This window comes from Bacillus sp. JKS001846 (assembly GCF_900176455.1).
GTDB lineage: Bacteria > Bacillota > Bacilli > Bacillales > Bacillaceae_G > Bacillus_A > Bacillus_A cereus.
Window position 1 is genome coordinate 3170844 of the sequence record NZ_FWYG01000001.1, and the last position, 22170, is coordinate 3193013.

Below are 22170 nucleotides of genomic sequence, written 5' to 3' on the forward strand. Positions count from 1 at the left end.
CATTAATATATTCTATGTTTACTATTATCCTTCCTCCTTCAACAAATGTAGTACCATGAGTCCAGTACAATACCGAACTCATGCCCTAAAAACTCTCTAACGCAACAATCTGTCTAACTCTATAAAATTAGTTCATAATATACGATTTTTCTTACAGAAATATAGCACAGCAAACATTAGCATAATACCAATTACGTAAAAAATTGTTGTTCCGCTCCCACCAGTATTAGGAATTACCCAATTATTCTTCGCATTTTTCACTGTTATTTTTTGTGTCTTTACTGCTTCTGTAATTTCTATTTCTATTGGATCTCTAAGTAACATGTATCCGTTCGGTGCTTTTATTTCTTTAATCGTATACTTTCCAATTGCTAATTGGTTGGAAATTACCTTTCCTTTTTCATTCGTTATTAATCTACTAACTTCTTTCCCTTCTTTATCTAACACTTGAAATACAGCGCCTTTTAGCTTTAATTCACTATCCTTATCATCAACTTTTTCAATTTCAAATTGCCCAGTCGGATCTGGCAATTTCTTATTTTCTATTTTAATTTCTACTACTGTATCTTTTTCTATTTTTACAGCTATTTTATCTTTTAATAATTCATAGCCTTTAGGTGCCTCTATTTCCACTACGGTATAGTTTCCTATTGGTAAGTCTTTTGATATTACTTCTCCTTCTTCATTTGTTACTAGTTCTCCAACTATTTTCCCATTTAAATCTTCTATATGAAACTTTGCCCCTGCTAGCTTTTTATTTTTATCTCCCGTATCTACTTTCACTAACTTCATTTTCCCCATTGGATCTGGCAATTTCTTATTTCCTATTTTAATTTCTGCTACTGCATCTTTTTCTATTTTTACAGTTATTTTATCTTTTAATAATTCGTAACCTTTAGGTGCTTCTACTTCCACTAAGGTATAGTTTCCTATTGGTAAGTCTTTTGATATTACTTCTCCTTCTTCATTTGTTACTAGTTCTCCAACTATTTTCCCATTTAAATCTTCAATTTTAAACTTTGCTCCTGCTAGCTTTTTATTTTTATCACTTATGTCTACTTTCACAAGCTTCATTTTTCCCATTGGATCTGGCAATTTCTTATTTCCTATTTTAATTTCTACTTCTGCATCTTTCTCTACTTTTACAGCTATTTTATCTTTTGATAATTCGTAACCTTTAGGTGCTTCTTTTTCCACTAAAGTATAGTTTCCTATTGGTAAGTCTTTTGATATCGCTTCTCCTTCTTCATTTGTTACTAGTTCTCCAACTATTTTCCCATTTAAATCTTCAATTTTAAACTTTGCTCCCACCAATTTTTTATTATCATTATTACTATCAACCTTTTTTATTTTTACTTTTCCTGTACTAGGCTTGTTCCAATGTTTCCAGTTAAATTTGAAATTGTGAAACTCAAATCCACCAGTTTGTTGTACCGCACCAACAAATGCTTGTCCATTAATCGAACCGCCTTTTGTTTCTAATACAGCATTGGGAGCAAACACACTCCCAACTACACCATATCCCTCTGTTGTAATTTTTTTCGCATTTGGAAAAACCCAAATCATTTTCCCATATAGCTCAGTAAACGGGGAATTAGGCGAATATGGTTGTGATGTAGGAACTATATCTGTAGCCTTTCCAATATTGTTCGTGTCATATAGAATAGACCCATTTTTAAATGTAACCTCTATTGCATCTGAATACATTACAATAAAATCTTTGTCCTTAGCATTGGGCAAAAATACATCTCTTATATCTAAATTAATTTTCCCTGTCAATTCTGATGAAACATAAATATTAAGATTGTTTATATCTTTTCCGATTCCATGACTCATATTTGGAATTGGGGTATTCGTTTTATATTGACCTGCATTTTTACTGACTTGGTTCACTATATTGCGAAATTCATTAAATTTCGCGTCAATTTCTAGTTTTTCTTTATAAACGATACGATCATAAGAGGATTGTATGATGCGATCTGGATCACTCTCTTTTGTCATTACGACTATTCCGTTTTGAATGATAAAAGACTCTTCTCTTGATTTCTTAAATTTTCCAGACAATAACAAGGACGGATATCCCTCATCACCCCATTTTTCACCTACTATATTAGATGTTCCCGCTGCAGCACCTACAATCGTATACCCCGATGCATCCATATCACCTTGAACTGCAATTGCTCCTTCAATGTCGCCACCTATTGCTTTATGGTTACCAAAGACAACTGCATTATAACGCGATATATCACCTAGACCTTCTAAGTTTGTCGTGGATCCATATACTTCTTTTGGTACATATACGACAAAACTTACACTTAACATTAACAAAACAATAAAATGAATACTTACCAGCTTGAATCGTAGCCTCAATTCCTTTGTTCCCACCTTTACCGTATTTTTTCTATAGTCGAATAAAATGACATATTTATCAATGAGGATTTACTTCATTCCCTACATACCTTCTTTACTTATCTCTGAATTTCCGGTCCCACTGTCCATTAATGCAGGATAAATAAATAAATAAATAAATAAATACATACATTCTATCTAGTTAACCTTTTCTTATAAATTACGACTAGAAACACACATAACAATAGGATTGGAACTATTACAGTCCACTTATTAAATATAAATATCTCTGTACTCACTTTTTGTTTTTCTTTCTCGTTTAACTCCACGCGCTCACCTCGAACTAGCAATCTATTGGTGTTTACTCCATAAGGCGTACACGTAATTAAAGTTGTATAATCTTTATTTTCTACAATTTGTAGATCGTCCGTTTCATGTGGTAACACTACTTTAATTTGATCTACTTTATAAGCAAGAACTTTGTCTAAAGAATGAATATAAAAAAGATCTCCTTTGCTCAACTTATCTAAATCTGTAAATAATTTTGCTGATGGTAAACCACGATGCCCTGTTAAAATAGTATGCGTACTTTCTCCACCTACCGGGAGCGAAGAAAAATCTAAATGACCTATCCCGCGACCCAATACTTCCTCAGAGGTCCCTTGATAGATTGGCAGTTTTATATTAATTTTCGATATTTCAATATACCCCATTACATCTCCTAAATTTAACACATCAGCATACGCTTGATGATTACTTTTTTTTTCAGAAAATGGATCTGTAAATGTTTTCGCAGAAGTTTGAACTTGTTTATTATATTCGGCTGCTTCTTTTTCCCTACGTTCGACTTCTTTCTTTTGTAATGCTTTAATCTTCTTATCGTAAGAGCTAATCTCAGAATAATGTGCACGAGTCGCCAACCAATTACTAATAGTAGGATATAAAAAAATACCTAATCCAAATAAAAAAATACCCCCCAAAACAAGATTTCGTTTCATATTTCCACCTCTGTATATGCTTAAATATCGAAAAGAGGGAAGCATTTTGCTTCTCCCCTTTTCCCATAGTTACATGTTCCTAAAATCTTAATTTCTAGCAAACTTTTTTCTAAAGAAAACAAATGCCGCTGTAAGCATTAACGTAAGGCCTATTACAGTAAAAAGAGTCGTTCCTATGCCACCCGTTACCGGAAGAATCCATCCACTTTTATTATTTTCAATCGTCAATTTAACCGTTTGATTATTTTCACTAATCTTTACATCAATGGAGTCTTTTAATAATTGATAAGATGCTTTTGTACCATCTTCTTTTGTATATGTTGGTGCTTTCGTTTCAAAAATTTGATAGTCTCCATATGGAATGTTAGACCATTTAATAACACCATTTTCATCTGATACACCTGTTACTTCTTTTCCTGCTACGACAACTATTTTTCCATTATTATCTTTAAGTACAAACTCTGCACCTTTTAATTTATTCTTATTAGCACTATCAATTTTTGTTAACTCAATTATTCCAGTTGTCGGAATAACAACTACAGGTTTAGATTCCTTTTCTCCAATTACATCATTTTTATTTGTAAAATGTATTTTTGCTGTATTTAAAATTTCCGAACCAGATGGCACTCCTTCTTTTACTTGGGATTTAATTTGCAAATGAAATTCTTTTTTACCATCTAATTTTGTGAAATCTTTTACTGTAGCTGTTACTTTTTGACCTTCTATAGCTACCTCAACAACGTTTGCATTTACTTCTGCTCCATCAATTTTCACGATTGGCTTTCCTTGAATCACTAAACGATTATCCAAAGTATCTGTTACCACATATTTTTTGTATTCCTTAATGTCTTCTGGAATTAATGTTTTAATATCATAATTATAATTAGTTAAAGGATTTATTGGTAACGCTTCCAATTTTCCGTTAATTTTTTTATCAATTGTTGGTTCTTCATTGTTTTTCACTTCTATTTTAACTACTGTACCAGAAGTAATAGTTCCATCTTCATTAATTGTTCCGGAGTTCTTAACAAAAAACTCACGTTTAGTTGGATCTATTACGTAGCCTTTCGGAGCTTTTGTTTCTTGGAAATAGTATTCACCATACTCCAATCCTTGCACGCGAATATGACCATTAGCATCTGTTACTAACTCTTTTTTCACTTCTGTACCATCTTTTTTAAATAAAGAGAATACTGCACCTGCTAATGCTTTTTCATTTACACCAGTTTTTATTAAATCCACTGCACCACGTTTAATCTCATTTTTGGGATACATGTGAACATCATAGTTTAGCACCTTACCCTCTTTATTCGTTAATGGGATATCCACTGTATACGTATTGGGATTTAGATTAACATGTGGAGGTCCTGCCACTTCTTTCACCTCATAACGTCCTAGCGGAAGATCTTTTAATACAGCTTGTCCGTTATCATCTGTTACTACTTGATTTGGAGTGGCTCCCATTACAGGTTTCACGTCTTCTTTTACGATTTTCCCATCGTTTGAAATTTTTTCAAAAGAAGCAACCCTTTTCACTTCAAACGTTACACCTTTTAATGGTTTCACATCTTTTGGCACCTCTTGATTTGCAGAACCGTCACCTTCTAGTCCCTGCGCTCCATCTTTTTCTTGTTCATACTTATGAATCGTTAAAGTACCTTTAGATGGTGAATCTGCCTTTACTAATACACTAGACCATGTAGAAAATGTTAAGAATAACACTAAAAGCACACTAAATATTTTTTTCATTTCTCTTATCCCCTTTACTACTTCTATCATTTTAAAAATTTCTTTATTACTATTACCTTCTTAAAAGCAATAGTGTGCCAAGTATCAGATTTAAACGAATAACATAAAACATAGTCGTCCAACAATCCATTGTTTACAATCACTTATTCACTTTTCTTATCTTCTATTATTACGTTGTCTCTCCGCATGATATATGTAATTTTCTCCCCTAAATTACACGTATATCCCTATTTCAAGAATCATTACATTTGTTACATAATAGCTTTCACTGCTAATTTCGACTAGTCACTTACTGTCAATCTATTCATATCTCACTTCCTATCCCTATTTAAAATCCAATCTTAATCATTTTTTAATACATATAAGTAATAACCAACAAATAAGTGTGACGATTCATATTTTACGTTACTGTCCAAAACTATTACCTGTATATTCAAATAATATGTGCTATTCATGTTAAATTATGGTATTATTCTTAGAAGTTTATAACTTTTATTTATATTTTTTATTGATAAAGGTTTTCCGTATCTACTTATGAAAAAGGAATATATGTTTATTTAACTATTACGCATAACTGTAAGGAGGAAGAATATGACTAAAAAACTCAGTCTAGTTGAGATAGAGTACATTTGCAATATGTTTTTTCAATCTTTCGAAATTCCAGTTTGTTTTTTAGATTGTAACAAAAATATTCTTTTAGAATTTAAATCCAAAAATGATTCACATTCGTTATATACATCAAAAATAGAACAGTTACATATGCTTTTTCAGAGAAATGATACATATAATTCCCCCATCTTCAGAACTCACGAATATCTAGGGCACTTTATTTTAATTCACATAAAGAGCGATTATATGGTGAACGGTACTGTTATTATTGGGCCCTTGACACATGTAAATTTTTCTACAAGTAAAGCGGATAGTAACCTTAATTTTATTCCAAATTATAAAAGAACAAGAGACCATTATTTTTCATTGTCAGTCAAAGATCAAAATTTCTTTGTAAATATAGCGATATTGTTCTATAACATTCTCTATAAAAAAAATTCAGATGTAAGCACCTTTTCAAATAACAGTGACTCACTTCATATAAGTCATAGCAGCATCTTAAACGAAGATGTATATATTTCAATGCAAAAAGACGAATCCATTTATCATAATTTATATATAGAGCAGCAACTACTTAGTTCTATAGAAGACGGGGATAAAGAAACCGTCCTCAAATATTATTACGAATTCCAACAAGAGACTCTTTCATCTTTATCTTCATTCCATCAATTAAGACGTCATAAAAACATTTGTATTTCATCCATCACGCTCGCTACTAGATATGCGATAAAAGGGGGACTTCCATCTGGGATTGCTTACAAAATTTATGATTTACATATTCAAAGAACAGAAGATTTAAAAGACAAAGAATCTGTTTGGGATTTATTAAAAAATGCTTTTTGTACCTTTGCAGACCGTGTAAAGGCACAAAAAACACAGCAACATTCACAGACTATTGCTATTTGTAAAAACTACATTTTTAAAAATATTTACAATCCAATATCTGTTAAACAACTTGCTAAATTTGCAAATGTGAATTCAGATTATTTATCTATATTATTTAAAAAAGAAGTCGGTATTTCATTAATTGAGTACATTCAACGTGAACGAGTCGAAGAAGCAAAGAAATTATTAACTTTCACCACCTATCCCTTATCAGATATATGCGCTTCGCTTAATTTTAGCGATCAAAGTTATTTCACTAAAATTTTTAAAAAATTCACCAATGAAACACCTGGTAAATACCGAAAATCTCATGTTGTCATTTAGAGTGACACTTCCATTAAAACAAAGTGTTTTCAGTAACTTATCAATGGCAAATTAGAAGTACTCCTATATTCATGAGCTATAGGATTTATACTATTTTCAAATTAAAAAACACGTTACTATTCTTTTATTTTAATGAGAATAGTAACGTGTTTTATATGTAATATAGTTCTGTAGACAGAATAGTATCCAACTGCAAATTTTTATAAAAGCCAAATGTACCGCTTAACTATTAAAATCTTAATAAGTAAAAAATCCATATTTCGTTTTATTTACTTTCTACTTTATTTCTTTTGAATACTGAACTCTTTTCTTCAAACGAATGATCCCTACTATTATTTTTGTATCTTTCTAAATTTGCGAATCAAAGTGAGTACTGTGCCTGTAATAATCATCAATATGCCGATTGCTGCACTGTTAGTTGTACTTACACCCGTCTTTGGCAGCTCCTTATATGTATATTCTTTTTTATCGGTATTACTGTTATTTGAGATATTATTGTTATTTGTCTTATTAGCAAGACCATTAGGTTTGCTAGTTTCTTTATCTTTCACTAATACTTTTTGTATCGTATTTACCTCATTACCCACGGAATCTCTTACACTATATATTATTTCATAAATACCGGCTTTATTTGTATCTATAGTTCCTTCATACGCTACTTTAGAAGTAAGGTCACCGTCTTCTTTGTCAGTAGCTGATACTCCTATCAACGGATCAAATTGATCACCCTCAGTAATTGAAGTTGTAGCAGGTACTTTTAGTATTGGTTTATCATTTTTAACTTCTTCTCTAACTTTGACCGTTACAGTTTGCTTCGCCGTTACTTCATGGCCTTTTGAATCTGTAACTGTGTATTTTAATACGTAAGTACCGGCTTTATTTGTATCTACTTCACCATCAACTTTGATTTTAGAAGTAAGATCACCGTCTTCTTTATCGATAGCTAATACTTCTGCCATTGGAACAAATGAATCTCCTACATGAATTGTCGCTCCAACAGGCACTGTTAATTTAGGTTCTAAATCTGATATTTCGCCATTTCCCTCTACAATTACAGTCTGTGTAGCCGTTGCATTCCCCCCTTGAGAATCAACAACCAGGTATTCCACAATGTATGTACCTGGTTTTGAAGTATCTACATCGCCTTTATGCTTTACTTTATTTGTTAAATCACCATCTTCTTTATCAACAGCTTTTACATTTCTCATTGGATCAAACGTATCACCTACACGTAGTGTAATCGTAAACGGTACAGTTAACTCTGGAGCTTGGTTTTCTGCTGTTTTTTCGTTTTCTTTCATTGTTCCGGTAATTTTTGCAGCATCAAAAGCATTTTGGACCGCTTGAACTTCAATTGAGCTCGTTCCATATTTATTAGTTGCCACTTTAAGGCATGCCAATTTCAATTCAGAGAAATTAGAAGTCATGTTTAATTCATCAGTATTTGCATAATAGAAAATATCAAACATTTTATCTTCACCAATACCATTTACATTTACACCGTTATGAGTACCACCTTGTGCAATTAAATACGCAACTTTATTAATAATACTTGAGTTAAAATGAACGCCTCCATAATCCTCTCCATTTAAATCATTATATTTACTATAATCATCGGGATACGGTAGTCCTTCTGAAAAATTAATTGCAGTTGGATTTTTCATATTACGAAAAGTCGCTCCAGTTTGCTCTCCTATTGTCCAGTTAAATTCCCCATTATTTATGTATTTCTCTATAGCCGTTCCCATAATATCCGATAATGCCTCGTTAATTGCCCCAGATTCTCCTGAGAATTCAAGGTTAGATTCACTTGATGTAACTGCGTGTGTAAATTCATGACCGGCTATATCGAACGCTTTTACCATAGGATCTCCATATAAAAGCATACTGATGTTATTAATATTAGTACTAAATGCATTCTCCCAATTTTCAGGATCATTTGTTCCTCCAGAATCCCATGCATGTACAACTGAAACTACTTTTTTTCCTTTATTATCAAAACTATTACGATTATATTTTTCTTTATAAAAATCATATACCTTTGTTGCTAAGAAATGAGCGCTTACCGCCTTTGGATCATTAAATGTTGTTGAAGCGCTAGTTGCTAGTATGCCAGGATAATAACTTTCTTCATTTGTAATATCTCTATAATTTACATCATATGTCTCAATTCCTTGCCCTCTTGTGTAATCAGCAAGCGCATAATTCCCACTGGTCTGTTTAGAAATACCAAATGTACGAGTTACGCCTAAATCATCTTTTCCTGTTCCAGTTAATGATGTGAAATTGCTAGTTTTATTTTCCTTAACGGATTCAACATACTCTTCACTTATTTTCAAACTTGATTCTTGTACCATATCTTTTAATATATCGCCATTATGAGCATTCACTAAATAAGTTCCAGATACATAATTTGGTGTTGTAGCAGCAAATGTAACTTGATATGCATTGCTAGCCTGCCCATGATTTTCATCAACAAAAATAACCGCCTTAACTTCTGGTTCAGAAATAAATTTAATGTCGTTTCCGTACTTTTTATAAATATATTGTTTCGCTTCTTCTTTTGATAAATTAATAGGTTTCTTTAAATCTTCTTGTGTTAAATTTTGTGCGCTAGCTCCTGAAATGCTTTTAATAATACCTTTTTTATCTACGTGAGCAGTTAACTGGTGGCCATACACTTCTTTTCCTTCATATATTTGTTGCATGCGCACAAGTGTAGTTCCATCATAAGAACCACGTTTTTGAAGAACCTTGTAATCTACTCCTGTTTCTGCACTAACTTGTTTTGGAGACAAAGCATGCTCCGTATTTTCCTTAAGTGCATCTTTCACTACATTCTCTGGCGCCTTTTTTGATGGTTGTGTAAGATCACCTGTACGGAACGAATCCTCTTGAATTTCAACTTGCATTTGACCAGGTTCCTCTGCATGACCTACTCCATATGGTGTTACACTTGTTAAAACAAATCCTGTTGTTAATGCAACTATAGCTATTTCTTTTTTATTTCCCATGGTATTTACCTCGTATAAATTTCTATTATTTATATGAAACTGCTAAAATGTATACAATCTATTCCTAACATAAAAAGATGACTTTTGTAATCTACAAAAGCCACCTCTTCAATATATAATATCCCTAAAATGTTTTTAATACATAATTTCTATACAAAAAAGAAAAAAGCATTCATTAACGAGCATTTTGCAATACTTTTATTAGGTCATTTATATTTTCAACTTTCTGCTGAAACTGATCAAATCTGTTATGTAGCGATGAAGGATTTTTATCTTCAGTTGAAATAACTTGTTTTAATTCATTTTCTAATTTATCATACATATCAAAAAAATTATCAAATTCTACACTTACAAGCTCTTCATTTTCGCGATAGAATCTTTTTGCTTCTATATAAGTCATATATGATTTATTTAAAAATCCTAATGAAATTAAATATTTAGAAGTGTTTTCTTGATAAATAGCAATATCACATGCTATTTTAATATCAGAATAAGTCTTTTGAACGAGACAATGCAATTCAAAAATCTTAAACTTTAATCCATTATTCATTTCATCCCCTCCCATCGTATCTATTCTACATAAAATTAGAATATTATACAAAGAAAATTATTAGCAAGAAATTGACAATTAAAAAAATAACTTAAGGATAAACAAAATCCCTCTCATTATAAATTATAATTGCGGAGCATTTACCAACATAACAGCAAAATAAAAAACGAAAAGAATAAATCTTTCCGCTCTTAGAGTAATAAATACATTTCATATTGCGCTAAAGCATTCTTTTCAAATCCACATTTCTTAAAAAAACCCTCTAATAAATTATTGTTAGGAAACCCAATTGATAAACTTGATAAATTTAATTCTTCTCTTGCTACTTGTAATAATTTCATCCCAACACCAATATTTCTATAACCTTTGTCTACGAAAATAAAACTAATTTTACCTTGTTCAGTTACGCATAGAGAGCCTTTTAAGTCATTATCAACATATGCACCATAAAATACATTATTTGTTTTTTTGATATAATCAATATCATTTTGCCAATTTATATGGAAGTTTAACCATTTCTGAATTTCATCTTTAAAAGTTGGAAATTCTAATTGTTTTACTTCAATATCCTTACAAACTTTATTCTTTATTTTAGTCAAATCATTTAAATTATAATAAGAAAGATCGTACACTTTTTCATAGCCCAACTTATTATAAAAATGAATCGCTCGGTCGTTTCCTACAATGACTTCGAGAAAAAGTTGCTTACATCCATGTTGAATCGCCTCTTCTTTATGCAGTTCAAATAATTTTTGACTCACACCAATACCGCGGTAATTAGGATGAACCGCTAATGTTCCGCAGCGCATAGTCTTTATACTTTCATAATCCTTTATGCCACCTAGTATTACGCCAACTGATTTGTCACCGTCTAAAGCAAGAAAAGAATGTTCTAGCAAATTACCTTCTGGTCCCAAAAAACGTTGTATAAAATCCTCTTTTGAAACCTCCATCTTAATAATGTAATCTGAAAATCCATCTTTAAAAGCTTCATATACTAAATCAATATTTACTTCACTACACCTTTTATATTGAATCATATAAAATTGCCCTCCAACTGCTTATATTAAACTCAACGTGTACCCATATAATATATTCCATCTATTATAAATTTCAGCTCTTAATTTGAAATGAGCGGACATTTCCCTACATATAACTCACTATTGATTTGTTTTATAACAAACTATCTATTATTTACTACATTAACCTCATAAACACGTAAAAAAGCAATTAAATGCTCACATGCTCTTTCACATGCTAGCATTTTAAAGATTTTTTGTTCTTCTTTCGTTTTATCATTTGCTTGATCTGAAGCAGCTTTTAAACAGAGAAATGGTTTTTTATTTATTTGGCATACATAGGCGAAAGCTGCTACTTCTTGATCAACTGCCAATGCTCCATATACGGTATGGAGTAAATATCTCATTTCTGAACTACGAATACGTTGATCTCCTGATAAAAATGTACCGAAATGTATCGGATCATACGATCGTATTTTTTTTATTCTTCTTACAAGTGATTTTGTTGTTTCAATAGGTGCTGTTCTACCGTTATATAAATTAAAAACATCTTCTCCTGAACCAGCAGCAGTAACATCATGTTGTATTGCGTTTAGTGCGACTACAATATGACCGTTTTTCACCTTGTTTGATAAACTTCCGCATATTCCTGTCATAAACAACTCATCTGGCTGAAACTCACTAATTAACAATTGTACACAACTAGCGCAGCTTACTTTACCGACACCAGTAACAACTGATATAATTTCCAGCTCATTAATAGTATGAAAATGAAATTCCCAAGCTGCTCTTTTTTCAACACGTTCACTTGGATAATGTTGATGCAAATACGTCAGTTCTGGTTCCCATGCAGAGACAATTGCAATACGTTTCATTACACGCTTCACTTCCCCTATTGTCATTTAAATGAGTTATCTATACTTTCTCATTCATAATCTAGAATCCATTCTTTATATTTCTTATATAAATCTCGTATTATTTCTTTATTCTTCGCAATTACTTCACATCCTCTATCATCATACATAAACATGGCAATATCTTTCGTTGCATTTATGAGAAATACATTTGGATAAGAAATTTCTTTTTTTCGTCCAAATCGAGGATATAAATCAAAGAAATCCTCATGATTAGCAACTTGTATAAGCGATTCATATTTAATATGTTCCGCAAGGCATTTTAAAGAAAAATGATATGTACAATATAAATCTGCTTCTTCATCTTCAAATAAAAACGGTAACGTTTCTTATCTTATATGAAATCTTAAATCTCTTTTCTTAATATATTTATTGTATACATTTATTTTCTGTGGAGTTTTTATATTTTCCTTTTTAAATCTATAAACATTTGTCACTACAAACACTACATCTTCTTTTGAAAATATGTCTTCAAATAAGAATTTATTATATGTATATAGTTGAGAAAAGTATTCCGTATTTAAATTGTCGGTTCCTTCTACAATTTGATATTTATCTTTTCCAAAATCAAAATGCAAATGATTTTCCCACTAAGAATATAAGTAGGGTACTAATGTAACTCCTGGAAATGTTTGATTCACATATTCTTTTAATTGCATTTCCTTGTCCTTTCTACTGTACAATTCCTTTTAAATCCTAGTATGCTTCTTCTAGCCACGGATGTATAACTTTCAATGTATCTTTCCTTTCCCACAAATATGAAATATATACAAAAGCTGCTTTTTCCAAAGATTTTTCCAATCCTTTTTTTATTTCTATTAAATATGGTGGTGTCCCTTTTTGATCCCATTCTATTTTATCTGCAACAAATAATACTAAATCCATCTTCGTTGCATGTTTACGCAACGTTGTGTGGCAACAAATTGCATTTAAAATCTCTTCATCTTCTACTTTAAATATTTCTTTTGCGATTACTCTCGATAGTTTTTGATGAATGATCATAGGAAACTTTCTTTCTGCTTCCACTATTTCTACACCAAATTCTTCAGCAACTGCAATCCGCTCCTCGTTCGGAAAAATGCCACTAATATCATGTAAATATCCTGCAATTGCTGCTTTTTCTTTATCTACGTGAAACTTTTCTGCAATCTTTTTTGCCTCATTTGCCACACGAATTGAATGTTTATATGTAAACTCTTTATTATATTTTAGTAGAAAAGCTTTAATATCATTTTCTATTTTTCCAGTTGGAGTAAATGAATATATATCATTACATAACATAGAAAATCCCCCTTATAACTAACTTTCATTATAATGTAGAATCTAAATATCTTTGTTATTTTATATTCGATATTAATCTTTTTACTCCTTTTTAATACGTTACATGAAATTTTATACAGAATCATCGCTACAAGTACATAAATGTTTGATATTATAGTAATGTTGATGATTTGTAAGGAAAGGAACTACACAATGAATAAAAACATATTAATTATTGATGATGATAAAGAAATTGTTGAATTACTTGCTGTTTATTTGCGAAATGAAGGCTATAACATTTATAAAGCTTATGATGGCGATGAAGCATTGCAAAAGGTTTCTACATATGAAGTTGACCTTATGATTTTGGATATTATGATGCCAAAGCGAAACGGATTAGAAGTTTGTCAGGAAGTGCGTGAAAATAATACTGTACCAATTCTAATGCTTAGTGCAAAAGCAGAAGATATGGATAAAATATTAGGTCTTATGACAGGTGCCGATGATTATATGATCAAGCCATTCAATCCATTAGAATTAGTAGCAAGAGTGAAAGCTTTATTACGAAGATCATCTTTCCAAAACGCTACTTCGCAAAAGAATGAAGATGGTATTATTCGTATTCGCTCTGTTGAAATACACAAACATAATCATACTGTTAAAGTAAATGGAGAGTATATTAAATTAACCTCTATTGAGTTCGATATTTTATATTTACTTGCAAGTAATACAGGAAGAGTATTTAGTTCAGAAGAAATTTTCGAACGCGTTTGGAATGAAGATGGTTACGGTTCAAATAAGACTGTAATGGTTCATATTAGCAACTTACGGGATAAACTTGAAACAGTAATAAATGGAGAAAAATTTATTCACACTGTTTGGGGAGTTGGCTATAAAATTGAGAAATGAAGCATTTGATATATTAAAAGATATCCCTAAATGGAAACTTATTTTTTGGCTCTTATTAGCTATCACACTCACGCCTATTACTGAGTTAATTATTTATCGCCTCGTTACGAGTGTAATTGAGAGTTCACTTACTCTAACTGAACTTGGTAAAGAATTCATTCGAATTTTTGGTTATGAAAAGTATAAAGGGATTAAAGAATCGTTATGGATGATGATTGTATCTTATTTGTTTTTATTTTCTATTTTTTCATCCTATCTTTACATTTTTTATCGTCACGAGAAAAAACTTTATTATGAAACTTGTATTAAAAAAATGATAGAAGAAATTCGTTATATTGCAAATGGAAACTTCAATCATAAAGTTTCTATTGTAAATCATAATTATCTGGAAGAGTTAGCAATCGGGGTCAATGAAATTGTTGAACAATTAAAAGTCTCAATTGATGAAGAAAGACAAGCGGAACAAGCAAAAAGTGAGCTTATTACAAATGTATCACATGACTTACGCACTCCCCTTACTTCTATAGTTGGATACGTAAATTTAATCCATCATGATAATTATAGAGATGAAGTGGAATTGCGATACTATATTCAAGTCATTTACGATAAAGTCACTCGTCTTAATGCATTAATGAATGACCTGTTCGAATATACACGTGTTCAAAATAAAGAATTAAGCTTGTATTCTGTTCCTATTGATATTGTAGAGTTACTTGGACAATTAACTGTTCAATTCCGCATACAGGTTCAAGAAGCTAATATAGAATGTCGGCCTTCTTTCCCGTCTCAAAAGCTCATGGTATTAGCTGATGGTGAAAAATTAGTACGTGTGTTTGAAAATCTTATTATAAACGCTATCGCTTATGGAAGCGAAGGTCGCTATATTGACCTTACTGCTTATGAAAGCAATAATATGATTACAATTGATATAACAAATTACGGACAACCTATTCCTAGTACGGATTTACCTCATATTTTTGAACGTTTTTATCGCGTTGAGAAATCTCGCTCTACAAACACTGGTGGATCTGGACTTGGATTAGCTATTGCAAAAAGTATAGTCGAATTGCATAAAGGAACAATTGAAGTATATAGTGATGATGAAAAAACAACATTCACTGTAAAACTACTCCCATACAAATGTTAATATTATAAATAAAAAGTTCAATTTCTTATCATATAAGAAATTGAACTTTTTCTATTAATATCCAAAATTTAATAATCCTTTATAATTCTTTAGAAATTCTTTACCTTTTCTTTCTTCCTAATTAAGCATTCCTTTTTACAATACTAGTATTGATGTCATAATAGGAGGATCGCTTATGCAATTCTTAAAGAAATTCGCTATTTTATTATTATCTTTTTTTATTACTGCACTTATCGTTTTATATTTTTATCTTTATGTAAATGGTCCGATTATTCAAGCTAAATCAGCTATTTTAATAAATGCTAATTCAGGTGAAATTGTTTATAAAAAAAATGAAGAAACTCCAGTACAATCAGCTGCTTTATCTAAATTAATGACAGAATATATCGTATTGGAGCAACTAAATGATAGAAAAATACAGTTAGATGACTTCGTACAAATAAGTAACGAAGTTTTCCGAGTAGAAACAAGCCCTATACAAGTAACATCGAATGATAAAACAACGGTTCGTGATTTACTTCATGCATTGCTACTGGCAGGGAATAATCGTTCTGCACTCGCTCTAGCAGAACACATTGCTGGAAATGAAGATAACTTTACAATATTAATGAATAAAAAAGCAAAAGAACTACAGTTATTACAACCATCTCCATTTCTAAACTCTACTGGAATTAATAATGATACAAATAAACAATCAACTACAACAGCAATAGATGCAGCTAAACTAGCAGCACGATTAGTAAAAGATTTTCCAGATGTATTGAATATTACGAAACTAACCTCTTACCAATTTACCTTCAAAGATTCCCAGGTTTTCAATACGAATAAAATGATATATTCCCTTAATGAAAACATTAAACTTCAAGGTGTTGATGGCTTACAAACTAGTTTTTCAACTAACGGTAATTATAGTTTTGTCAGTACAGCAAAACTTGGAGATACTAGACTAATTTCAGTAATATTAGATGCAGATGAAGAAAACATTTCATTTATTGAAACAAAAAAGTTGCTACAGTATGGTTTTGATCCTTCCTCGTACTCTGCACTCCAAGCTTTTAAAGACGCCCTTACATCTTGGACAATATTACTTCAGTTTAAAAATTTAATTATACAAACTATAATGATTTTTTTAATCATTACCACCTTAATGTTTTTACATATACGTCAGAAAAAATCCGAGGATTTCAATTAAGAAATCTTCTTATATATATAAAACCGACTTGCGCTTAAGATGCAAGTCGGTTTTTAATTCTATCATCCTCTTCCAATCAAATTTGCTGAAACTGGTTGCAAGTTTAACTTCCTCGCCCATACAGACAGCTGACCAATATGATGAATTTCATATCCCATTACATGTCTTAAAACCTATGTTTTTTGAGGCATACATCCATCTCTGTTTCCTTTCGTTGTGTTCGTTTGTTTAGTTTAAATGGGTTAATCTATTAATTCTATTAAATCCAACAATTGAAATATTACATTTTAAAGTTCTATTCATATACTATAGTAGATTACTAGAAAGGAGGTTTAACTATGGATAGTTGCGTTGTATTTGTAAACGGACAACCTTTTTTAGTTCTTTCAGTAGCTGGTATTGAAATTGCTAGATTAGAGATTTCCCTTCAAGTAGCATTAGCTCTAAGAGTGCTCGGGATACCAATCTGTGATTAATTACCAAATTAAAAGAAAAAGAGGGCATTAGCCCTCTTTTTTTATTTTCTTCTCACCTTTTCTTAACAACAAACAAAATTCAAATTTGATTAATTATAAAAAATTAAAGTATATGAACGTTACATGAAACACTTGTTAAGATAGCTGTCCCTCACACTATTTATTTCGCCGACGTTATATAATCAAAGCACACAATGATTAACTTTTTATACGGCTTATTTTAAGTGTGCTAGCATTCTATGCTAGATGATCATGACTGCAAAAAAACTTCAAGTTCTCGTTTATATAAATCAAATAACGCTTTCACTTTTTGAATCGATTGATAATCTTTAAATTGCTGTTCTCTATCTTCTTATCCTTGAAGAGCACTAATCCAACTATACTCTACATCTACAATATGAAATAATGTTTCTAAAATACCCCCAGTTTGCAAAGTAAATCTTCCTCTGAAAGTTGTTCACACCTCTTAAACCAATCATCTCTTACTTGCCAATTATATTGAAATAAAGTGTACACATTTATCTCTCCCTTACTTCAATTATCCACCTAACAGCATCTGTTATACATTTAACCATTGACAATCACTTCTCTTCGGCCAAGTTCCTCTACAGCGTGATTAATTATTTCACTTACAGATAAAGAACCATCCAATATGATATCTGAATTCGGCTTAACAGTATGAATTGCCTCTAAATAAGCTTTTCTCGCATATGTCATGTAATGTTCCAAATCATTATGTATTTCATCTATTGTACCTTCCTTAAAATCTCGCAAAATCCTTCTAGCCATCGCAATATCTAAAGGCGTATCAATAAATATAGTTACATCAATGAATTTTCGCATCTCACTATTTAAGTATGCAAAAGGATAATCTACAATAATATAGTCTAAGGTATTATTTTGTATAAGTTGCTCAATATCATGAATTAATGGTGTTAATACCCACTCGTCGTAATTCGCCCCATCATCAATCCATTTACAAATATCAGCAGGAGATTTATCAAATGTGTAACTATCAAAATATAGAGCTTTTGAGTTTTTAAACTTATGCTTTAATCTTTCTGTAATTGTAGTTTTACCTCCCCCCGAAACAGCTGCAATTGAAATTATTTTTGTTTTATTATCCACTATACTCACCAAACCCCTTTGTTAACATAATATAATTATAAATTACTATCGTTGCTACTTCTTCCATTCATATTCTAACATACTCATTTCCCATAAATTCCAATACGTTTCTCCTACTCTTTTTGACTCTCTTAATAAGCCTTCTTTTACAAACCCTATTTTTTCGTAACATGAAATGGCCGATGTATTAAAATCATACACACCAAGAGTTACTCTATGTAGTTTTAATTCGTCAAAAGCAATATGAAGTACTGCTTTCATCATATGTTTTCCTATAGAACGTCCTCTCATCTTCGTATTACCAACTAATACTTTTCCAATTCTAGCGGACTTATTAATATTATCTATTTGCCCAAGCGAAATATGTCCAATAACGTCTGAAGTCTCTTCATCTACCACTTTGAAAGCGAGTGTATTTGCACTTTCTATATACTTCTCTAATTGCTGTTCGTCTAAAGGAAATGTGAATGCATTTCCTGACCATTGTATTAGAAATTCTTCAGAATTAATCCAATTTATTAATTGTTTAAAATCAGATTTCTTAAAGCTTTCTAGTTTAATCACTTCCTTGCTCCTTTCGTACATCATGCTTTATAACCTCAAACTTATTTCTATATAAAGAATATATTCTCCTTTTATATAAAATTAAAATAAAGCCATTCATGTGAATGGCTTTACAAAAAAGCAGCATAATTATGCTTTGTTTGCTACATCAATACCATTAAAATCAAAGTCAGCAGTAACCGTTGTAACTGGTGGGAAAATTGCTTCAATTTTGCAAATGGAAATAATTACTCCAACCGATCCAGGAATAGCCGCAAGCCTAACTACATCACAACTTACAGACGAAACAGTACCTACATAAGTACGTCCCTCTGTATTAATTTGAACTGTTCGATTAATTAATTTCTTAAGTTCATCTCTAATTCCTTGTACACAAGAATTATCACATTTCTCATGCTGTTCTTTTTTACACTCTTCGAATACTTCCCAACAATCATCTTGTTTACATGTACACTTCTTTTTACAATTATTAAATCGAGAACCCAATACCTCACCCCCTAATCCTTTCTATTAGTAAAGTATGTCCACTAGCTTAAAAGGGTACGAGGCAAACACATAAAAAGAAAAAAACAAACAATTGTACCAAACTTTCTTTTCATTATTCATTATAAAAACAGACTTCTCCTAATTAAAAGCTTTTTAATGAGCGGCCGTGAATTTAGTCCTACTCCATTTAATGTTTAGACACCACTTTCTAAAACAAACCTTTTTTCTTTTAAATAAGACGCCCCTTAAAAACACACTAGATTTTCCCATTAACTCACATATACATAGACTTTATTTGTGGATTTCCCATTTTTCATTGTGAAATATACATTTAAAAAGCGTATTCGAAAATAAGATATTATTTGTAATTAGAACATTTTCTTCAACAAGTGTTTATTGAAAAATACCATAACTAGTAGTAGTTCTCTCCATTAGCATAGTTTGTATGAATTCTATATCGAGTAGAAGACACTCTATCATATAAAGATAAAATAGTAGGTTAATAAACAAGCCATTTTTTTATTAAAACATAGAATAATATGAACACTATTGAAAGGAGGTAGAAATAAATGTCCTGGAAAAATGATTGCTGGAGTTCTCAGAAAAAGCATTGTTGTGATGATTGGTGGAAATCTAAAGAAAAGCATCATTGTGATGATAATTGGAGTTCTCAGAAAAAGCATTGTAATGATGATTGGTGGAAATCTAAAGAAAAGTGTCATTGTGATGACGATTGGAGTTCTCAGGAAAAACATTGTAATGATGATTGGTGGAAATCTAAAGAAAAGTGTCATCGTGATGATGATTGGAGTTCTAAACGAAATAAGTGTCGTTGTAAATGTTTCTTTATTTGTTGCCATTGTAAAAGGAAAAATTGGTAATATTTTCGATGCCAACTTAAAGGAAAGAATATGTCTTTTGGAACCGATAAATACTAGAATGTATTATACAAAAAGCTGACTGAATATAATCAGCTTTTTATCAATGAACACGTAAAGATTTCAACAGACATATGTATTTACTGATTAGGTGGGCTATTAAGAAAAAACAAGCTAACTCTTATAAATCGATTTTTAATTACTTCACGTACGTATAAAGCTTTCGATGCCCTCATTACTTCAGACGAATTCACCAGTATTTTCAGCAAAAAATTCATGGAATCTTTAATTAGTCGAGTACTTTCATTGCCTTCAGAAACCCCAGAGACAAGCGGGGTTTCTTTTATTTAAATAAAGATTTTGTTTAAACTTTACAAAACTCACCTATATTAAAATATCTTCTAAAATCCTTATTGAACATTTATAATACTATTAAACGGTTTAAATTCGACAATCAGTAATGGAGGCATTTTAATGGGAAACATCCCAAAAGTATCATCACACCAATCAAATCCTAATATACCCTCACAGCAAGTGAATCCTAATACCCAACAAGGTAGTATAAAAAAAACAAGACGCCGTATTATAACTACTTTGGCTTTTATATTACCTATAATTTTTGTCCTTCAATATTCTCTGAATAACCAACAAGAAATGATTAAAGAAAAACAAATCACACTTAATACGGAACAACAAAAATTATCTTCTGTAAAGAAGGATGGTCATTCCCTTAACAAGGATGTCAAGGCTTTAACAAGTAGTGAAGAAGAAATTTTAAAATTCGCAAGGAAACTGTATGGATTTTCCAAACCGAATGAAACTATATTTCAAATAACTGAATAAAATTACACGGCATTACCTAAAAGGCGATTTGAAGATAATCGCCTTTTTATATTTAATTTCTAAAGGAATCATACTAATCTCTCTTTCTATCATATAACTACTTTGTTTAATTTGTTAAAATAAAACCGCTTGTCCGTTTCACTTTGCTCTATCATTACATTTACTATTAGTAATACGATTTTTAGAGGTGATAAATAATGGACGAGTTTTTATCTTTTGCTGCACTTAATCCCGGTTCTATTGGACCTACACTTCCAACTGTTCAACCTTTTCAATTCCCTACCGGTCCCACCGGTTCTACAGGAGCTACTGGATTAACCGGATCAACTGGACCGACTGGGCCAACCGGATCAACCGGACCAACCGGATCAACTGGATCAACTGGACCAACTGGACCAACTGGACCAACTGGATCAACTGGACCAACTGGATCAACTGGACCAACTGGACCAACTGGACCAACTGGACCAACTGGACCAACTGGATTTAATCTTCCTGCTGGACCTGCATCTATTACCTTGACTTCTAACGAAACCACAGCATGTGTATCCACTCAAGGAAATAATACTTTATTTTTTTCGGGTCAAGTATTAGTAAACGGTATTCCTACTCCAGGGGTAGTGGTCAGTTTTTCGTTTAGTAACCCATCTCTTGCTTTCATGGTTCCTCTTGCTGTCATTACCAATGCCTCAGGTAACTTTACCGCTGTATTTCTAGCCGCTAATGGGCCTGGAACAGTAACCGTTACTGCTTCTCTTCTTGATTCTCCTGGAACAATGGCTAGCGTCATTATTACCATTGTGAATTGTCCGTAATGATTTTATTTTTAAGAACTAAGCAATTTCTAATAAAAAGAGCACTGATTTTATAGTGCTC

General features: G+C 31.4%; 20 protein-coding genes and 4 pseudogenes. 8 read left to right on the forward strand and 16 right to left on the reverse strand.

What is annotated here, in order from left to right:
* Positions 1-132: 132 nt before the first annotated feature.
* From B9A45_RS17150 to B9A45_RS17160, 3 genes are all read right to left on the reverse strand, one after another.
* Entirely contained in the window at positions 133-2370 is a 2238-nt protein-coding gene (locus B9A45_RS17150; RefSeq protein ID WP_084064360.1) for a SpaA isopeptide-forming pilin-related protein, read from the reverse strand.
* Between the two features lie 173 nt (positions 2371-2543).
* The gene (locus tag B9A45_RS17155) at positions 2544-3347 is read right to left on the reverse strand and encodes a class C sortase (protein WP_084065605.1); all 804 of its coding nucleotides are present in this window, start codon (positions 3345-3347) and stop codon (positions 2544-2546) included.
* 87 nt (positions 3348-3434) lie between these two features.
* Positions 3435-5096, reverse strand: a complete 1662-nt coding sequence (locus tag B9A45_RS17160; RefSeq protein ID WP_084064363.1) for a SpaA isopeptide-forming pilin-related protein — start codon at positions 5094-5096, stop codon at positions 3435-3437.
* A gap of 591 nt (positions 5097-5687) precedes the next feature.
* Here B9A45_RS17160 and B9A45_RS17165 point away from each other — a divergent pair.
* Complete coding sequence (locus tag B9A45_RS17165) at positions 5688-6914, forward strand: AraC family transcriptional regulator (protein ID WP_000162832.1); 1227 nt, start codon at positions 5688-5690, stop codon at positions 6912-6914.
* Positions 6915-7246: 332 nt separating this feature from the next.
* On the opposite strand, the gene B9A45_RS17170 is transcribed toward B9A45_RS17165, so the two are convergent.
* The 6 genes and pseudogenes from B9A45_RS17170 to yqeK form a co-directional block, all read right to left on the reverse strand.
* Entirely contained in the window at positions 7247-9928 is a 2682-nt protein-coding gene (locus B9A45_RS17170) for a M4 family metallopeptidase (protein WP_084064365.1), read from the reverse strand.
* A gap of 175 nt (positions 9929-10103) precedes the next feature.
* Positions 10104-10478, reverse strand: a complete 375-nt coding sequence (locus B9A45_RS17175; protein WP_001059023.1) for a hypothetical protein — start codon at positions 10476-10478, stop codon at positions 10104-10106.
* A 191-nt stretch (positions 10479-10669) separates the two neighbouring features.
* Complete coding sequence (locus tag B9A45_RS17180; RefSeq protein WP_084064368.1) at positions 10670-11518, reverse strand: GNAT family N-acetyltransferase; 849 nt, start codon at positions 11516-11518, stop codon at positions 10670-10672.
* A 143-nt stretch (positions 11519-11661) separates the two neighbouring features.
* A complete protein-coding gene (gene mtnN, locus B9A45_RS17185) occupies positions 11662-12399 on the reverse strand; it encodes a 5'-methylthioadenosine/S-adenosylhomocysteine nucleosidase (protein ID WP_001987381.1) in 738 nt (245 codons plus the stop codon).
* A gap of 23 nt (positions 12400-12422) precedes the next feature.
* Positions 12423-13070: pseudogene (locus B9A45_RS31715) on the reverse strand (DUF3885 domain-containing protein).
* A gap of 37 nt (positions 13071-13107) precedes the next feature.
* The gene (yqeK, locus tag B9A45_RS17200) at positions 13108-13692 is read right to left on the reverse strand and encodes a bis(5'-nucleosyl)-tetraphosphatase (symmetrical) YqeK (protein ID WP_084064371.1); all 585 of its coding nucleotides are present in this window, start codon (positions 13690-13692) and stop codon (positions 13108-13110) included.
* A gap of 192 nt (positions 13693-13884) precedes the next feature.
* On the opposite strand from yqeK, the gene B9A45_RS17205 reads away from it, so the two are divergent.
* From B9A45_RS17205 to B9A45_RS17215, 3 genes are all read left to right on the forward strand, one after another.
* Positions 13885-14580, forward strand: a complete 696-nt coding sequence (locus B9A45_RS17205; RefSeq protein ID WP_001038807.1) for a response regulator transcription factor — start codon at positions 13885-13887, stop codon at positions 14578-14580.
* Positions 14570-15727 (forward strand): sensor histidine kinase, encoded by a 1158-nt coding sequence (locus tag B9A45_RS17210; protein WP_084064374.1) that lies wholly within the window; start codon positions 14570-14572, stop codon positions 15725-15727. Before B9A45_RS17205 ends, B9A45_RS17210 begins: the two co-directional genes overlap by 11 nt.
* A 175-nt stretch (positions 15728-15902) precedes the next feature.
* The gene (locus tag B9A45_RS17215) at positions 15903-16919 is read left to right on the forward strand and encodes a D-alanyl-D-alanine carboxypeptidase family protein (protein WP_084064377.1); all 1017 of its coding nucleotides are present in this window, start codon (positions 15903-15905) and stop codon (positions 16917-16919) included.
* Positions 16920-16981: 62 nt separating this feature from the next.
* On the opposite strand, the pseudogene B9A45_RS31720 reads toward B9A45_RS17215, so the two are convergent.
* A pseudogene (locus B9A45_RS31720) lies at positions 16982-17092 on the reverse strand (DinB family protein); the annotation flags it as partial.
* Between the two features lie 165 nt (positions 17093-17257).
* Between B9A45_RS31720 and B9A45_RS17220 the strand changes: the two are divergent.
* Positions 17258-17395, forward strand: a complete 138-nt coding sequence (locus tag B9A45_RS17220) for a DUF3956 domain-containing protein (protein ID WP_000376554.1) — start codon at positions 17258-17260, stop codon at positions 17393-17395.
* A 253-nt stretch (positions 17396-17648) separates the two neighbouring features.
* On the opposite strand, the pseudogene B9A45_RS32225 reads toward B9A45_RS17220, so the two are convergent.
* From B9A45_RS32225 to B9A45_RS17240, 4 genes and pseudogenes are all read right to left on the reverse strand, one after another.
* A pseudogene (locus B9A45_RS32225) lies at positions 17649-17911 on the reverse strand (DinB family protein); the annotation flags it as partial.
* A gap of 51 nt (positions 17912-17962) precedes the next feature.
* Positions 17963-18523, reverse strand: coding sequence for a nucleoside/nucleotide kinase family protein (locus B9A45_RS17230; RefSeq protein ID WP_002061416.1), 561 nt, complete (start codon positions 18521-18523; stop codon positions 17963-17965).
* A gap of 54 nt (positions 18524-18577) precedes the next feature.
* Positions 18578-19111 (reverse strand): GNAT family N-acetyltransferase, encoded by a 534-nt coding sequence (locus tag B9A45_RS17235; RefSeq protein WP_000990082.1) that lies wholly within the window; start codon positions 19109-19111, stop codon positions 18578-18580.
* A gap of 105 nt (positions 19112-19216) precedes the next feature.
* The gene (locus tag B9A45_RS17240) at positions 19217-19573 is read right to left on the reverse strand and encodes a hypothetical protein (protein WP_000535577.1); all 357 of its coding nucleotides are present in this window, start codon (positions 19571-19573) and stop codon (positions 19217-19219) included.
* Positions 19574-20122: 549 nt separating this feature from the next.
* Here B9A45_RS17240 and B9A45_RS17245 point away from each other — a divergent pair.
* From B9A45_RS17245 to B9A45_RS32785, 3 genes and pseudogenes are all read left to right on the forward strand, one after another.
* On the forward strand, positions 20123-20533 hold the full coding sequence (locus B9A45_RS17245) for a hypothetical protein (protein ID WP_170857909.1): 411 nt from the start codon (positions 20123-20125) through the stop codon (positions 20531-20533).
* 392 nt (positions 20534-20925) lie between these two features.
* On the forward strand, positions 20926-21294 hold the full coding sequence (locus tag B9A45_RS17250) for an FtsB family cell division protein (RefSeq protein WP_000526886.1): 369 nt from the start codon (positions 20926-20928) through the stop codon (positions 21292-21294).
* 197 nt (positions 21295-21491) lie between these two features.
* Positions 21492-21548 (forward strand): annotated as a pseudogene (locus B9A45_RS32785) (exosporium leader peptide-containing protein); the annotation flags it as partial.
* Positions 21549-21565: 17 nt separating this feature from the next.
* On the opposite strand, the gene B9A45_RS32790 reads toward B9A45_RS32785, so the two are convergent.
* Complete coding sequence (locus B9A45_RS32790) at positions 21566-21832, reverse strand: hypothetical protein (RefSeq protein WP_256891710.1); 267 nt, start codon at positions 21830-21832, stop codon at positions 21566-21568.
* Between the two features lie 45 nt (positions 21833-21877).
* Positions 21878-22093 (reverse strand): hypothetical protein, encoded by a 216-nt coding sequence (locus tag B9A45_RS32795; protein WP_000236249.1) that lies wholly within the window; start codon positions 22091-22093, stop codon positions 21878-21880.
* Positions 22094-22170: the final 77 nt, after the last annotated feature.

What these genes read in the sequence shown, in the direction of transcription:
- B9A45_RS17235 (WP_000990082.1), bottom strand. Translation starts at nt 19,111, where the DNA reads ATGATGTACGAAAGGAGCAAGGAAGTGATTAAACTAGAAAGCTTTAAG.
- B9A45_RS17175 (WP_001059023.1), bottom strand. Translation starts at nt 10,478, where the DNA reads ATGAATAATGGATTAAAGTTTAAGATTTTTGAATTGCATTGTCTCGTT.
- B9A45_RS17165 (WP_000162832.1), top strand. Translation starts at nt 5,688, where the DNA reads ATGACTAAAAAACTCAGTCTAGTTGAGATAGAGTACATTTGCAATATG.
- B9A45_RS17180 (WP_084064368.1), bottom strand. Translation starts at nt 11,518, where the DNA reads ATGATTCAATATAAAAGGTGTAGTGAAGTAAATATTGATTTAGTATAT.
- B9A45_RS17220 (WP_000376554.1), top strand. Translation starts at nt 17,258, where the DNA reads ATGGATAGTTGCGTTGTATTTGTAAACGGACAACCTTTTTTAGTTCTT.
- mtnN (WP_001987381.1), bottom strand. Translation starts at nt 12,399, where the DNA reads ATGACAATAGGGGAAGTGAAGCGTGTAATGAAACGTATTGCAATTGTC.
- yqeK (WP_084064371.1), bottom strand. Translation starts at nt 13,692, where the DNA reads ATGTTATGTAATGATATATATTCATTTACTCCAACTGGAAAAATAGAA.
- B9A45_RS17170 (WP_084064365.1), bottom strand. Translation starts at nt 9,928, where the DNA reads ATGGGAAATAAAAAAGAAATAGCTATAGTTGCATTAACAACAGGATTT.
- B9A45_RS17205 (WP_001038807.1), top strand. Translation starts at nt 13,885, where the DNA reads ATGAATAAAAACATATTAATTATTGATGATGATAAAGAAATTGTTGAA.
- B9A45_RS17250 (WP_000526886.1), top strand. Translation starts at nt 20,926, where the DNA reads ATGGGAAACATCCCAAAAGTATCATCACACCAATCAAATCCTAATATA.
- B9A45_RS17215 (WP_084064377.1), top strand. Translation starts at nt 15,903, where the DNA reads ATGCAATTCTTAAAGAAATTCGCTATTTTATTATTATCTTTTTTTATT.
- B9A45_RS32795 (WP_000236249.1), bottom strand. Translation starts at nt 22,093, where the DNA reads ATGGTAATAATGACGCTAGCCATTGTTCCAGGAGAATCAAGAAGAGAA.
- B9A45_RS17155 (WP_084065605.1), bottom strand. Translation starts at nt 3,347, where the DNA reads ATGAAACGAAATCTTGTTTTGGGGGGTATTTTTTTATTTGGATTAGGT.
- B9A45_RS17160 (WP_084064363.1), bottom strand. Translation starts at nt 5,096, where the DNA reads ATGAAAAAAATATTTAGTGTGCTTTTAGTGTTATTCTTAACATTTTCT.